The sequence below is a fragment of the Nonomuraea candida genome (genome assembly GCF_000725485.1).
GTDB lineage: Bacteria > Actinomycetota > Actinomycetes > Streptosporangiales > Streptosporangiaceae > Nonomuraea > Nonomuraea candida.
On record NZ_JOAG01000060.1, the window covers coordinates 35,875 to 49,565 of the forward strand.

Consider the following 13,691-nt stretch of genomic DNA (forward strand, 5'->3'; position numbering starts at 1 on the left):
CACGCCCACCCGTAACCACGCCCGCCCGTGACCAAGCCCACCCACGACCACGCCCACCCGCGGCCGGCTCGCCCGAGCCGGTCGCGGAGCGCCTGAACCGGCCGGCCGGTTCAGGTGAGGCGGACGAGCTGGGTGGGTTTGAGCGGGATGCCCAGACCGGGCGGCCGGTAGGTGGGCAGCGCCTCGCCGTACTCGTGCATCCAGGCGTGGTCCACCAGCAGCCGCATCCGCCCGTCCGCCGGCGCCCCGCCCGGCTCGGCCCGGGCCGCGGCGCCGGCCCACCCCGCAAGCGCCCCGGCCACCAGCTCCGGGTCGGGCGGCGACAGGTCGCAGTGCTCGTCGGGCCCGATCAGCAGGTCCACGTCCGGCGGCAGCGGGTAGATCGGCCGCGGCAGGGCCAGCACGCGCGGCGGCGGCGCCATCGGCCAGCCGTCGCGCACCGCCTCCAGCAGCACCGACCGCGCCGACCTGCGCGCGAACAGCCCGTCCGCCAGCGCCCAGCTCAGCGCGCCCACGTCGGCCCGGTCCTCGCCGCAGGCGTGCAGGCACAGGTACGGCACCAGCGGGATGCCCTCCTGCCCGGCCTGCGCCCACCCGCCGCCGCACCCGGTCAGCACCAGCAGCGCCAGCATCGCCCGGTAGGCGGTGTCGGCGTGCGGCGTCTCCAGCCGGCCCGGCACGATCACGCACCGCCCGCCGGTCTTCTCCGCCGTCACGCCCAGCTCCCGCGCCGTCTTCAGCGCCCGCGACGGGGTCACCCCCGTGTACGCCTCCTGCCAGCCCGGCGTGTACGGCTCGCCGCGGTCGTCGTACCCCGAAGGCCACACGCCCGGCAGCCCGGGGCGCGCCACCCCGTACACGGCCAGCAGCAGGTCGAACACCGTCGTCACCAGCTCGCCGCCGTCGCGCACCACGGGCACGCCGCGCCGCAGCACCCCCGTCCCGTCGTCGAAGCGCGGCAGCAGCACCTCCACCGCCTCACCGCCGTACACGCTGAGCCGGTCGCACACCCCGCCCGCCAGCCCGCCCGGCACGTATCCCGACTCCCGCTCGCGCAACCGCACCAGGAACGGCAGGTCGGTGCGCTCCAGCGCGTGCCCGTCGAACGGCGTGCGGTCCAGGAAGAACTCCTTGAGCAGCACGTGCCCCATGGCCATGGCCAGCGCCCCGTCCGTGCCCGGCCGGACCACCAGCGTCTCGTCCGACAGCCGCGTCGGGTGCGTGCCGATCGCGACCACCTTCTGCCCCTTGTAGCGCCCGGCGATCACCCAGGGGGTGTCCGCGGTGCGTACCAGGCGGTTGTTCTCCCCCCACAGCAGCACGTAGGCCGCCCGCGCCCAGTCGTCCGCCCCCGGGCCGGTGAAGCGCGGCCCCAGCACCTGCTCGGGCGCGCACGGATGCTCGGTCAGCACCGCGCCGCCCAGCTCGCCCACCACCCCCGCCAGCGGTGAGGTGGCCAGCGCCGCCACCTGCTCGGCCCCGTGCACGGCGGCGGTGTAGGCGATCGCCGCCGCGGCCAGCTCCGCCGCCGTCCCGTCGTCCAGCGGCACGCGCCGCTCGCCCCGCGCCCGCCGGTAGAGCTGTGAATCTCCTGTGAGTTTCGCCCAGGCCGCGACCGGGTCGCGCAGCCCACCCCTCACCTCGAAGTAGAGCCTGACCAGTGCCTGGTTGACCTGCGATCCCCCCATGGAAAAAGTTCAGCACAGACGGTGATGTCGTATCGGGATACGTGTCGGCATGTCGGGGATAAGAATTGGAAGCCCAGGTGGCGGCAGTCCCCCGGGTACGGCAGGCTAGAGGCCGCCATGGATTACGCACTTCTCACGGGGATCGTCCTCGTCGCCGGTGTCGCGCTCGCTCTCGTCGCCCAATGGCGTGACTGGCGGCCTCCGCTCATCGTCGCCATCCTGGTGGGCGTCGCCGTCCGCGTGCTCATCATGTACACCTCGGCGATCGACTCCTGGCAGCCGGTCGACTTCGTGGAGAGCTTCAAGCCCGCGGGCGAGGCCGTGCTGCGGGGCGAGGACCCGGTGCTGGCCAGCGAGGGCGGCTGGCACTTCCTGCCGACCATCCCCTACGTCTACGGCATCCTGCTGTGGCTGGGCATCCCGTGGGAATACGCCGGCCGCCTGGTCACGGTGGTCGCCGACATCGTGCTGATCCCGCTGGTGGCCAAGCTGGCCGGCGGCCCCAAGGCGTCGCTGCGCGCCCTGCAGTACGCGCTCAACCCGCTCGCCGTGCTCATCGCCTCCGTCCACGGCCAGGTGGAGCCGGTCGCGCTCGTCTTCGGCGTGGCCGCGTTCGTGGTCGCCCGCGGCCCCGGCCACCCCGACCGGCCGGGCCTGGTCACCGACGTGGTGGGCAAGGTGCGCAGGGGCGTGGCGGCCTACGGCGTGCGCGCCTCCATCCCGCGGGTCATCGGCCGCGGCGGCATGCTGCACCGGGCCCTGCTGCCCGGCCCCGACGACCGCGCCCACCTCAGGCGCGGCGCGCTGGCCGGCGCGCTCATGGGCCTGGCGCTGTGCGCGAAGAGCTGGCCGATCTGGCTGATCCCCGGCTTCCTGCTGCTGCTGCCCAACCTGCGCGCCCGCATCGTCGGCCTGTTCACCACCGGGCTGGTGCCGCTGTTCTTCCTGGTGACGCTGCCGATCTTCGCGGGCACGCGGCTCGACCAGATCCCGGCGGTCATCGACACCATCCGCGACATCCGGCCGATCGTCGGCGAATACGGCTGGACCCCGTGGTTCACCGGCGGCGACTGGGCCCTGCGGCCCGACCTGGCCTCGTTCGGCACCAACCTCATCTACGGCTGCGTGATCCTGGCCATCCTCTGGTGGCGGCGGGCCGACCCGGTCGACATGACCACGGCCATCCTGCTGGTGTTCATGGTGGTGACGCCCCGGCTCGGCGCCCAGTACCTGCTGTGGTTCATGCCGTTCCTGGTCGCCCGGCCCACCAGGTTCGCCTGGCCGGCCGTCCTGGCGGTCTCGCTGTGGTCGGGCTACGGCTACCTCGTCATGACGCAGTTCGACGTCAACGGCTGGTGGCTGCAGCACTCCTACTGGTCGCGGGCCTCGATCCTGCTGCTGCCGATCCTGGCCCTGGCCATGCCGTGGGGCCGCCGCGTCGCGACGGCCCCGGCCCCGGCCGGCGACCTGGCGTCACCGGCCCGGATCACGTCACCGGCATAGGCGCCCCCACAACGTGACCCACTGGTCGGGGTGCACGTGGCCCACGACGGCGTCGCGGGCCACGCCGGCCGCCTCCAGCGCGGCGTCCACGCCGTCGTAGCGCGTCTTCAGCGAGGCGCGCACCGAGCCGCCCACCCCGCCGAAGCCCAGCTCGACCAGCTCCAGGTAGGAGCGGCGGCCGGTGACGAGCGGCTCCGGCCTGCGCTCGACGCGCAGGATCGCCGAGTCCACGGCCGGTACGGGACGGAAGCTCTCCCTGCCGACCGTGTCGCCCAGCCGCCAGGAGAACCACGGCCACGACTCCACCGTGACCAGGCTCCACCGGCCGTAGTCGCCGGTGCGCTTGCGGGCGTACTCGCGCTGGGTGAGCAGCGTCGCCGAGGTGAGCGCCGGCGCCCGCAGGCACCAGTCCACGATCTTCGACGTGACCGAGTAGGGGATGTTCCCCACGACCGCGAACGGCTCGCGCGGCGCCCGCGCGGCCGTGAAGTCGCCCCTGACCACCTCGATCCGGGGATCGCTGCGCGTGCGCGAGGCCAGCAGCCCCGCCAGCCGCGGGTCGATCTCGTAGCCGACGACCCGCGCGCCCGCCGAGGCCAGCGCCAGGGTGAGCGCGCCCTCGCCCGCGCCGGGCTCCAGCACGAGCCCCTCGGGTGCGGCGGCCTTGACCATCAGGTCGACGGCATGCCTGTCGACCAGGAAATTCTGCGACAGCTCGCGTCTCGCCCGATCCACGGGCGTGCGGCTGCCGCCGCTGTTCCTGGCCTTCTTCTGGGTGTGTGAATAGTTACGGTGAGCGTGATCTTTCGCCACGGCACTGCCCTTTCGGGTCCTTGAGATCGACAGGTCTCGAAGGGCCCTGGGCGCGCCTGCGGACGCTCGGCCTCAGGTCGGCGAAGTCATCGGGTCCGCGGGCGGGCCAGAGCCCGGCCGTCGCGGATGCGGATGAAAACCTGGCAGGTGAACATGCATGACATGCCGGTCACTGTACGGAGCGGGCCCGCGGGGCGGCAACGCATTAAACGGGGCACCGCATCGTTCGGGGGCACCGCATCGCACGGGGGTACCGCATGGCACAGGGGGCACCGCGACGCACCGGCGGGGCGCGTCGCGCGGCCGACCGCGGAGCTTTGAGCCCGCGTTGAACTGGCTCGGGTAGACCTGAGGCATGGACCGACCGGCCAGGGTGCTCGTCGTGGACGACGAGCCGAACATCCGCGCCCTGCTCTCCCAGACCCTGCGACTGGTGTCGTTCGAGGTCAGAACCGCGGAGACGGGCGCCGAGGCGGTGACGGCCGCCAGGGACTTCAAGCCCGACATCGTGGTGCTCGACGTCATGCTGGAGGACTTCGACGGCTTCGAGGTCGCCAGGCGGCTCGGCGAGCGCGTGCCCGTGCTGTTCCTCACCGCCCGCGACCGCGTCGAGGACCGCGTGCGCGGCCTGACGCTGGGCGCCGACGACTACGTGGCCAAGCCGTTCAGCCTGGAGGAGGTCGTGCTGCGCATCCGCGCGATCCTGCGGCGCAGCCGCGCCCGCCCCGAGCCGGACGTCCTGAGCTACGCCGACCTGGAGCTCGACCCGCAGGCCCACGAGGTGCGGCGGGCGGGCGTGCCGATCGACCTGTCGCCCACCGAGTTCAACCTGCTCGAATACCTCATGACCAACGCCGGGCGGGTGGTGAGCAAGGCGCAGATCCTCGACAGCGTCTGGCGCTACGACTTCGACGGCGACTCCAGCATCGTCGAGTCCTACGTCTACTACTTACGCAAGAAGATCGACACGTTCGAGCCGCAGCTCATCCACACCGTGCGGGGCGTCGGCTACACGCTGAGGACCCCGCGGTGAGACCCGCCGCCTGGACCCTGCGCACCCGCCTGGTCATGGCCGTGCTCGGGCTGGCCGCGCTCGGCCTGGTGCTGTCCAACGTCGTCGGCATCGCGCTGCTGCGCGACAACCTGCTCGACCGCGTGGACTCGCAGCTGGAGCAGCTCACCAAGGCGTTCAGCACCAAGTCCGTGCAGGCGCTCACCCGGATGCCCGCCACGGTGCACGGCTGGAACGACCTGCTGAGCAAGCGGGTCGCCGCCGTACAGCAGATCATGATCTTCAACCCGGACGGCACGCTCCGCTCCGGCGGCGCTCCCGGGCAGCCCCGGCCCGTCGTCGGGCACATCGAGCCGGGCGTCAACCAGACCGTGCCGGGCACCACCGGCGCCTCGTGGCGGATCCGCGCCGCCGAGCTGGCCGACGGCGGCATCCTGGTGCTCGCCCAGTCGCTGGCCGAGCTGGAGCAGACCCAGACCTCGGCCGTCGCCATCGCGGTCGCCGTCAGCGCGGCCGTGCTGCTCCTGCTCGGGCTGGCCGCCAACGCCGTCGTACGCCTCGGCCTGCGCCCGCTGACCAGGATGGAGGCCACGGCCGGGCACATCGCGCGCGGCGACTTCGCCCGCCGGGCGCCCGCCGAGGACCCGCACACCGAGCCCGGCCGCCTGGCCACCGCCATGAACGTCATGCTCGACCGCCTCCACGCCGAGATCGCCGCCAGGACCGAGTCCGAGGCCCGGATGCGGCGATTCCTCGCCGACGCCTCCCACGAGCTGCGCACCCCGCTCACCTCCGTGCGCGGCTTCGCCGAGCTGCACCGCAGGGGCGGTGGCGACGCCGACGAGGCCATGCGCCGGATCGAGGAGGAGGCCGCCAGGATGGGCGTGCTCGTCAACGACCTGCTCACCCTCGCCCGGCTCGACGAGGAGCGCCCGCTCGACCGCCGCCCGGTGGACCTGCTGGAGGTGGCCGCCGACACGATCCGCGACGCCCGCGTCCGCGTGCCGGAGCGGCAGGTCAGGCTGGCCGGGCTGGACGGCGCGCTCGCCCCCGTCTCGGTCGTGGGCGACGAGGCCCGCCTGCGCCAGGTCGCCGCCAACCTCGTCGGCAACGCGCTCTGCCACACGCCACCGGAGGCGGCCATCACGGTCAGGGTCGGCAGGACGGGCGGCATGGCGGTGCTGGAGGTCGCCGACACCGGGCCCGGCGTGCCGCCCGAGCACGTGCCGCGCCTGTTCGACCGCCTCTACCGGGTCAGCCAGGGCCGCTCCAGGGCCGACGGCGGCGCGGGCCTCGGCCTGGCCATCGTCGCCGCCATCGTGCGCGCCCACGGTGGACGCGTCGGCGTGGACACCGCGCCGGGACGCGGGACCGCCTTCCGCGTACTGTTACCCGGCTCCGAGGCTGCTCCCAGCCCGCGTTGAAACACGGTCGGCACATTCGCAGGCATGAGACGGACCATCATCGCCATCCCGCTCCTGGCCGCCCTGGCGGCCGGCTGCGGCGCCCAGCAGAGCGGCCCCGGCGTCGCCTCCGTGACCGCCACCGGCACGCCGGCCGCCACGCCCAGCACCGCCACGCCCAGCACCAGCACGCCCAGCACCAGCACGCCCACCGCCACCACTACCGCCGACCGGCAGGAACAGGGCAGGAAGTTCGCCCAGTGCATGCGCGAGCACGGCGTCCCCATGGAGGACCCGGACCCCGACGGCGGTGGCGGGCTCGATCTGATCGGCGAGGGCGTGGACAAGCGCAAGGTCAACGAGGCCGTCGAGGCCTGCCGGGCGCACGCGCCGTTCCTGGACCGCAAGGCGCTCAAGCCGGAGGACGTCGACCGGATGCGCGAGTTCGCCGCCTGCATGCGCAAGAACGGCGTGGACATGCCCGACCCCAACCCCGACGGCACCTTCGGCAGCGGCGCCGCGCGCAACTTCCGCCGCGACGACCCGCAGTTCAAGAAGGCGTTCGAGGCGTGCCGCGAGAGCTTCCCCAGGATGGGGGCCGCCAAGTGACGAAGGCCGAGACGAAGGCCGAGACGAAGGCCGAGACCAAGGCCGAGGAGGCCGGGCCCGCGCCCCGCGCGCTGCCGCCCCGCCGGCGCGGCCCGCTGCGGACCCTGGCCTGGACCGGCGGGGCCGCGCTGCTCGCCGCCGCCGTCGCGGTCGCCGCCACCGGCTTCGGCGGCGGTGACACCGGCACGGCCGCCGCCGGCCGCACCCCTCCCGCCACCGCCCAGGTGACCCGTACGACGCTCACCCAGACCAAGACCGTGGACGGCACCCTCGGCTACGGCGCCCCCGTCACCGTCACCGGCAAGTCGCAGGGCACGATCACCTGGCTGCCCGCCGAGGGCTCCGTCATCACCAGGGGCCGCGCCGTCTACAGCGCCGACGCCGACCGCCGCCCCCTCCTGTACGGCACCATGCCCCTCTACCGCGAGCTGCGCGACGGCGTCGAGGGCAAGGACGTCGAGCTCCTCGAACGCAACCTGGACAAGCTCGGCTACACCGGCTTCGACGTGGACGACACGTTCACCTGGGCCACCAGGGAGGCCGTCGAGGACTGGCAGGAGGACCTCGGCCTCGACGTCACCGGCACCGTACGGCCCGGCGACGTCGTCGTCGCCGACGGCCGCATCCGCGTCGCCGAGCTGCGCAAGGCGCTCGGCGACAGCGCGAGCGGCCCCGTGCTCACCGCCACCGGCACCACCCGCGAGGTCCTGGTCGACCTCGACGTGGCCGACGAGCACCTGGTCAGGAAGGGCATGCCGGCCACCGTGGAGCTGCCCGACGGAGGCACGGTGAAGGGCGAGGTCGCGAGCGTGGGCAAGGTCGCCACCGAGACCACCACCGGCAACGAGACCGCCACCACCGTCGAGGTGCGGGTGTCGGTGACCGGGCTGAAGAAGGCGTACGACGCCGCCCCCGTGGACGTCACGATCGTCTCCGAGCGGCGCGAGAACGTGCTGGCGGTCCCCGTCGGGGCGCTGCTCGCGCTGGCCGAGGGCGGCTACGGCGTGCAGGTCGTGGAGGGCTCCGGCCCGGCGGCCGGCACGCGGTACGTCCCGGTCGAGACCGGCATGTTCGCCGACGGGCAGGTCGAGGTCGAGGGCGTGCCCGAGGGCGCCACCGTGGCGGTGCCCCGGTGATCGCCGAACTGCGGGCCGTCAGCAAGACGTACGGCGACGTCGCCGCGCTGCGCGAGGTCTCCCTCGGCATCGGCGCCGGCGAGCTGGTCGCCATCGTCGGCCCCTCTGGCTCGGGAAAGTCGACCATGCTCCACATGATCGGCACCCTGGACCGGCCGTCCGGCGGCACCGTCCGCGTCGCCGGGCACGACGTGTCCGCCCTCACCGACCGGCAGCTGTCCGCCCTGCGCGCGAGCGTCATCGGCTTCGTCTTCCAGCAGTTCCACCTGGCCGCCGGCGTGCCCGTGCTGGACAACGTGGCCGACGGGCTGCTGTACGCGGGCCCGTCCCCGCGGGAGCGGCGGCTGCGGGCGTACGAGGCGCTGGAACGCGTGGGGCTCGGGCACCGGCTCGGCCACCGCCCGCACGAGCTGTCGGGCGGGGAGCGGCAGCGCGTGGCCATCGCCCGCGCCGTCGTCGGCGAGCCGCGCCTGCTGCTGGCCGACGAGCCGACCGGCAACCTCGACTCGCGCGCCGGGGCGGGCGTGATGAGCCTGCTGCGCGAGCTGAACGCGGCCGGCACCACCGTGGTCGTCATCACCCACGACCGCGACATCGCCGCCTCCCTGCCCCGCCGCGTCGAGATGCTCGACGGCCGCGTGGTGCGGGAGGAACGCGCATCCTTCGTCCGGGAGACCCGCACGGAGGGCGCCCGGGAGAATCGCACGGAGGACGCCCGGGAAGACGCGCGGAAGATCGATCTGGCGGACGCGCGGGAGGAACGGCCGGCGGACGTGCGGGAGGAACGGCCGGCGGACGTGCGGGACGAACGGCTGGGCGACGTGGACGAGGTGCGGGCATGACGACGGTGCTGGAACCCGCCCGCCTGCGCCCCCGCGACGTGATCAGGGTCGGCGGCGCGGGCCTGCGCGCCCGGCCGCTGCGCGTGTTCCTGTCGGCGCTCGGGATCGCCATCGGCATCGCCGCCATGCTCGGTGTCGTCGGCATCTCCGCCTCCAGCCGGGAGGACCTCAACCGGCAGCTCGCCGCCCTGGGCACGAACCTGCTCACCGTCTCGCCCGGCCAGTCCCTGTTCGGCGAGGCGTCCCACCTGCCCGCCGAGGCCGAAGGCATGATCGGCCAGATCGCCCCGGTCACCGCCGTGACCGCGATCGGCGCCACGGAGGCCAAGGTCTACCGCAACGACCACATCCCCGAGGCGGAGACGGGCAGCATCTCCGTCACCGCCGCCCGCCTCGACCTGGTCCGCGACGCCGGCGCCGCCGTCGTCAGCGGCGCCTGGCTGAACGAGGCCACCCACCGCTACCCGGCGACCGTGCTCGGCGCCAAGGCCGCCGACCGGCTGGGCGTCGTCCGGGCCGGCCCCGACCAGCGGGTCTGGCTGGGCGGGCAGTGGTTCACGGTCGTCGGCGTGCTGGCCCCCGCCCCGCTGGCCCCCGAGATCGACACGGCCGCCCTGGTCGGCTGGCCGGTCGCGGAGGAGCGGCTCGGCTTCGACGGGTACGCGACCACGGTCTACGCCAGGGCCCGCGAGGAGCACGTCGTCCAGGTGCGCGACGTGCTGGCCGCCACCGCCAACCCCGAGAGGCCCAACGAGGTCGAGGTTTCCAGGCCCTCCGACGTGCTGGCCGCCAAGCAGGCCACCGACGCCGCGCTGAACGCCCTGCTCCTCGGCCTCGGCGGCGTCGCGCTGCTGGTCGGCGGCGTGGGCGTGGCGAACACGATGGTGATCTCCGTGCTGGAGCGGCGCGCGGAGATCGGGCTGCGCCGCTCCCTGGGCGCCACCCGGGGGCAGATCCGCCTGCAGTTCCTGGCCGAGTCGCTGCTGCTGTCGGCCATCGGCGGAATCGGCGGCGTGCTGCTGGGCATCGGCGTCACGGCGGCGTACGCGGGGCTGCAGGGCTGGCCGGCGATCGTGCCCGTCTGGGCCATGCTGGGCGGCGTGCTCGCCACGCTCGTCATCGGCGGCCTGGCCGGCTTCTACCCGGCGGTCCGCGCCGCGCGGATGTCACCGACGGAGGCCCTGGCCACGCCGTGACGAACGCGCACGACCGCGCGGCCCTCCGCAGGGAGCCGGGGAGCCGGGGAGCCGGGGAGCCACGGTGACGCGGGCGGGCGGGCTTCAGCGGGGGACCACGATGACGCGGACGAGGTGCCCGTGCGACTTGTACGTCCCCGGCGGGTCGCCGGGCAGCACGCCCGTCACGCACTCGTACATGCCGGGGCCCGCCTGCCGTACCAGGAAGGACGGCTCGGCGATCACCGACAGCAGCCTGATCACCGCGCGATGCTCGTCGATCCCCTGGAGCCGCTCGTCCGGCCGGGCCCGCACCTCGTAGAACCCGTCGCCGAGCAGCCGCTCGCCCAGCACCTCCCAGCCGGGCGCGCGCCGCAGATGGGGCAGCAGGTGCGCTTCCGGCTCCTCCGTCACCCACCCGCCGGTCCGCATCGCCTCCTCCAGGCGGTGCACGGCCGGCAGCATCGCCGTCGCGTCGCTCACGCCCGTGAACCGTTCGTCGATGTCCCAGCGCCGTTGTTCCACGTGTCCGATTGTTACAAGCCGGGCGGCCGGGCGGGCGGATAACGTCGCAGTCGTCGCCGCAACTGAGGGAAGGACTGGCTGACATGCACGTACTGGATCGGGCCGAGCGATATCTGCAGCTGCACGCCCGGCTCATCGACCGGCTCCGCTTCGAGGCGCTGTTCCGCGGCGGCTCCCGCGAGCGGGTGCTCGACGTGCTGCGCTGCTACCAGAACGCCGACGGCGGGTTCGGCCACGCGCTCGAACCCGACCTGCGCGGCGCGGGCAGCCAGCCCGAACCGGTCGAGGTGGCGTTCTGGATCCTGGACGAGCTCGACGCGTTCGGCACGCCCATGGTGCCCGCCGCCTGCGACTACCTCGCCTCCGTCACCACGCCCGACGGCGGGGTGCCGTTCGTCCTGCCGTCCGTCCGGGACACGCCGCGCGCCCCCTGGTGGCAGACGGACGACGACCCGCCGGGCAGCCTCGTGCCGACGGCCTCGATCGCCGGGCTGCTGCACAAGCACGGCGTCACGCACCCGTGGCTGACCACCGCCACCGACTTCTGCTGGTCGCGGATCGAGGAGCTGAAGGAGTGCGGGGCGTACGACACGCTCGCCGTCCTGACGTTCCTGGAGCACGTCCCCGACCGGGCGCGGGCGGAGGCGGAGTTCGCCCGGCTGCGCGACACCATCCTCGCCACCGTCACCTTCGACCTGGAGGCGGAGGGACACGTGCACCACCCCCTGGACTTCGCGCCCGAGCCGGCGCGGCTGCCGCTGTTCGCGCGGGACGTCCTGGACCCCCACCTCGACGCGCTGGCCGCCGCGCAGTCCGCGGAAGGGGGCTGGGGGCCCAACTGGCAGATGTGGACGCCGGCGGTGGAGCACGAGTGGGGCGGCTACCTCACGGTGCAACGCCTCAAGACGCTGCGCGCCTACGGCCGCCTGCCGGGCTTCCCACCTGGGGCGGTTCTGTCGGTGGGCTGACGTACGTTGGGGGGCATGTACGAGGAACGGCCCCCGAGCCCCGATCTCGCCGACCGGATCGCCTGCGGGTGGCACCGGACCAGCGGGACGACCTTCACCCAGCTCGTGGTGCCCGACGCCTGCGTCGACCTCATCTGGGGGCCTTCCGGCCTGTTCGTGGCCGGGCCCGACACCGGCCCCATGCCGACGTCGGTGGGCGCGGGCGACACGCTGGTGGGGGTCCGGTTCAGGCCCGGCGCCGCGGGCGACCTGTTCGGCCTGCCGCTCAAGGAGCTGCGCGACCGGCGCGTCCCGCTCACCGAGCTGCCCGCCCTGCGCGCCCTCGTGTCCGACCTGACCGACCGGCCGGCCCTGACGGGGGTGGAGGCGCGGCTGCGCGCCCTGCAGTCCGCGGTCAGAAGGCGCCTGGCCGGCGGCGCGGGCCCCGACCCCGTGGCGCCGGCCATCGCCGCCGCCCTGGGCCGGGGGCGCACGGTGGCGGAGGTCGCGTGGGACCTCGGCTACAGCGAGCGCCAGCTCCAGCGCCGCAGCGTGGCCTCCTTCGGCTACGCGCCCAAGACCCTGCAGCGCATCGTCCGCTTCCAGCACGCGCTGCGGCTGGCCCGCGCGGGCGTCCCCCAGGCCGAGGTGGCGGTCGTGGCCGGCTACACCGACCAGGCCCACCTCGCCCACGACGTCAAACGGCTGAGCGGGGTGCCGCTGAGCAGCCTGGTCTCACCCGTTCGCGTTCGGGAGCTTGCCTGACACGAGCGCCTGCGCCCATTTCGCGCTCGGGTCGCTGTCGACCAGCAGCGCCCGCGTCAGCAGGCTCAGCGGAATGGCGAGGATCGCGCCCAGCGGCCCCAGCACGAAAGTCCAGACGAGCAGCGAGAGAAACGTCATCGTCGTCGAGAGCCCGACGGCGTCGCCCAGGAATTTGGGCAGGATGAACGACTGCGTGACGACATTGATGACGATATAGGCGGCGATGACGAGCAGCATGGTCTTCACGCCGCCGTCCAGGAGGGCGAGCATCGCCGGTGGCAGCAGCCCGATGACGAATCCGACGTTCGGAATGTAATTGGTGATGAGCGCCAGCACGCCCCACAACAGCGGCAGCGGAACATCCAGCAACGACAGGGCGACCATGTCGAGGATCGCGTTGATGAGCCCGAACACGGTGGAGACGATGAGATAACGCCGGGTCTTGTGCGCGAATTCCGCCAGGGCCGTCACCAGTTGCGGCCGATTTCCCTCGCCGTTCGTGAGGATTCGCGCGGTCGTCGGCGCGTCCAGCGACATCGCCAGCAACACCACGACAATGAGGAAGAGCGCCGACAGAACCCCGATCAGGCTGCCGAGCAGGCTCTGCGCCAGCCCGAGCACCCGCCCGGGGTCGAACGCCTGCAGCCCCCTCTCGATCACGTCGTTGCCCAGGCCGTGCGCGGCGGCCCAGCGCCGCGCGTCGGCGAGCAGCCGGTCGAACTGGTCGGTGTACGTCGGGAGCAACGAGGCCAGCCTGGTGGCCGAGATGGTCAGGATGCCGACCATGCCGAGCAGCACGAGGACGACGATGAGGAACGGCACGGCCACCTGCAGCCAGACCGGCGCGTGCCCGGCGGCCAGCCGGCTCCGCACCGGGGAGACGGCGATGACCAGCACCAGGGCGAGCACGACGGGGCCGACGATGGAGGCGACCTCGCGGATGCCGAAGAGCACGACCACCGCGGCGGCGAACCCCACCAGGATGATGAGCGCCCTGGGCACGGATTGATCTCGCACGTCCCCCTACCTACCCGAGGGGGAGGGGCGAATCATCGATTTGACGGTTCCCGGAGGCGTACATAGAGTTCACCAGTCCCACGAGGACGGCGGTGATCGTCGGCCTCACTCGGGGGCACCTCCAGACTCCACCGCTTCGGTGCGGCGTGCGCGCCCACTCGGATCGGCTGGTAAGTTAGAGGGGTTGTCTCCGAAAGGGGGCGGCGCTTAATTCCCGCAGGTCGAGCGAGTCCGGTCAATTTGACAGAGACTTGAA

General features: G+C 73.5%; 13 protein-coding genes. 9 read left to right on the top strand and 4 right to left on the bottom strand.

All coding sequences use genetic code 11. The features are described from left to right. Nucleotides 1-110: 110 nt before the first annotated feature. Nucleotides 111-1,688 carry a molybdopterin-dependent oxidoreductase gene (locus IO39_RS39125; protein ID WP_052423935.1) on the bottom strand — a complete coding sequence of 526 codons (1,578 nt, stop codon included), beginning with the start codon at nucleotides 1,686-1,688 and terminating at the stop codon, nucleotides 111-113. 117 nt (nucleotides 1,689-1,805) lie between these two features. Here IO39_RS39125 and IO39_RS39130 point away from each other — a divergent pair, with 117 nt between their 5' ends. Then, nucleotides 1,806-3,191, top strand: coding sequence for a putative hexosyltransferase (locus IO39_RS39130; protein ID WP_043635044.1), 1,386 nt, complete (start codon nucleotides 1,806-1,808; stop codon nucleotides 3,189-3,191). On the opposite strand, the gene erm is transcribed toward IO39_RS39130, so the two are convergent. Continuing rightward, nucleotides 3,180-3,926 carry an ErmE/ErmH/ErmO/ErmR family 23S rRNA (adenine(2058)-N(6))-methyltransferase gene (erm, locus tag IO39_RS39135; RefSeq protein WP_063765432.1) on the bottom strand — a complete coding sequence of 249 codons (747 nt, stop codon included), beginning with the start codon at nucleotides 3,924-3,926 and terminating at the stop codon, nucleotides 3,180-3,182. The two genes, IO39_RS39130 and erm, sit on opposite strands and share 12 nt — an antisense overlap. Before the next feature lie 433 nt (nucleotides 3,927-4,359). Between erm and IO39_RS39140 the strand changes: the two genes are divergently transcribed. Genes IO39_RS39140 through IO39_RS39165 form a run of 6 tightly spaced genes read left to right on the top strand, consistent with a single transcriptional unit; the run spans nucleotide 4,360 to nucleotide 10,202 of the window. Then, nucleotides 4,360-5,037 carry a response regulator transcription factor gene (locus tag IO39_RS39140; RefSeq protein ID WP_043635049.1) on the top strand — a complete coding sequence of 226 codons (678 nt, stop codon included), beginning with the start codon at nucleotides 4,360-4,362 and terminating at the stop codon, nucleotides 5,035-5,037. Further along, nucleotides 5,034-6,440 (top strand): sensor histidine kinase, encoded by a 1,407-nt coding sequence (locus tag IO39_RS39145; RefSeq protein ID WP_043635052.1) that lies wholly within the window; start codon nucleotides 5,034-5,036, stop codon nucleotides 6,438-6,440. The genes IO39_RS39140 and IO39_RS39145 overlap by 4 nt, the downstream gene beginning before the upstream one ends. A gap of 24 nt (nucleotides 6,441-6,464) precedes the next feature. Then, nucleotides 6,465-7,028 carry a hypothetical protein gene (locus IO39_RS39150; protein ID WP_052423936.1) on the top strand — a complete coding sequence of 188 codons (564 nt, stop codon included), beginning with the start codon at nucleotides 6,465-6,467 and terminating at the stop codon, nucleotides 7,026-7,028. Further along, nucleotides 7,025-8,164: a peptidoglycan-binding domain-containing protein gene (locus IO39_RS39155; protein WP_245642535.1), complete on the top strand. Its 1,140-nt coding sequence runs from the start codon at nucleotides 7,025-7,027 to the stop codon at nucleotides 8,162-8,164. The genes IO39_RS39150 and IO39_RS39155 overlap by 4 nt, the downstream gene beginning before the upstream one ends. Then, nucleotides 8,161-9,006, top strand: coding sequence for an ABC transporter ATP-binding protein (locus IO39_RS39160; RefSeq protein WP_439331499.1), 846 nt, complete (start codon nucleotides 8,161-8,163; stop codon nucleotides 9,004-9,006). Before IO39_RS39155 ends, IO39_RS39160 begins: the two co-directional genes overlap by 4 nt. After that, a complete protein-coding gene (locus IO39_RS39165) occupies nucleotides 9,003-10,202 on the top strand; it encodes an ABC transporter permease (protein ID WP_043635058.1) in 1,200 nt (399 codons plus the stop codon). Before IO39_RS39160 ends, IO39_RS39165 begins: the two co-directional genes overlap by 4 nt. An 84-nt stretch (nucleotides 10,203-10,286) precedes the next feature. On the opposite strand, the gene IO39_RS39170 is transcribed toward IO39_RS39165, so the two are convergent. Continuing rightward, nucleotides 10,287-10,706 (bottom strand): hypothetical protein, encoded by a 420-nt coding sequence (locus IO39_RS39170; protein ID WP_043635060.1) that lies wholly within the window; start codon nucleotides 10,704-10,706, stop codon nucleotides 10,287-10,289. An 83-nt stretch (nucleotides 10,707-10,789) separates the two neighbouring features. Between IO39_RS39170 and IO39_RS39175 the strand changes: the two genes are divergently transcribed. After that, nucleotides 10,790-11,674 carry a hypothetical protein gene (locus tag IO39_RS39175; protein ID WP_043635064.1) on the top strand — a complete coding sequence of 295 codons (885 nt, stop codon included), beginning with the start codon at nucleotides 10,790-10,792 and terminating at the stop codon, nucleotides 11,672-11,674. 15 nt (nucleotides 11,675-11,689) lie between these two features. Next, on the top strand, nucleotides 11,690-12,418 hold the full coding sequence (locus tag IO39_RS39180; RefSeq protein WP_043635066.1) for a DUF6597 domain-containing transcriptional factor: 729 nt from the start codon (nucleotides 11,690-11,692) through the stop codon (nucleotides 12,416-12,418). Here IO39_RS39180 and IO39_RS39185 read toward each other — a convergent pair. Then, on the bottom strand, nucleotides 12,389-13,435 hold the full coding sequence (locus tag IO39_RS39185) for an AI-2E family transporter (RefSeq protein ID WP_245642536.1): 1,047 nt from the start codon (nucleotides 13,433-13,435) through the stop codon (nucleotides 12,389-12,391). The two genes, IO39_RS39180 and IO39_RS39185, sit on opposite strands and share 30 nt — an antisense overlap. Between the last annotated feature and the right edge of the window lie 256 nt (nucleotides 13,436-13,691).

Bases quoted from the DNA above. Each gene is read 5' to 3' on its own strand.
- IO39_RS39150 (WP_052423936.1), top strand. From the start codon at position 6,465: ATGAGACGGACCATCATCGCCATCCCGCTCCTGGCCGCCCTGGCGGCC.
- IO39_RS39140 (WP_043635049.1), top strand. From the start codon at position 4,360: ATGGACCGACCGGCCAGGGTGCTCGTCGTGGACGACGAGCCGAACATC.
- IO39_RS39165 (WP_043635058.1), top strand. From the start codon at position 9,003: ATGACGACGGTGCTGGAACCCGCCCGCCTGCGCCCCCGCGACGTGATC.
- IO39_RS39130 (WP_043635044.1), top strand. From the start codon at position 1,806: ATGGATTACGCACTTCTCACGGGGATCGTCCTCGTCGCCGGTGTCGCG.
- IO39_RS39180 (WP_043635066.1), top strand. From the start codon at position 11,690: ATGTACGAGGAACGGCCCCCGAGCCCCGATCTCGCCGACCGGATCGCC.
- IO39_RS39175 (WP_043635064.1), top strand. From the start codon at position 10,790: ATGCACGTACTGGATCGGGCCGAGCGATATCTGCAGCTGCACGCCCGG.
- IO39_RS39125 (WP_052423935.1), bottom strand. From the start codon at position 1,688: ATGGGGGGATCGCAGGTCAACCAGGCACTGGTCAGGCTCTACTTCGAG.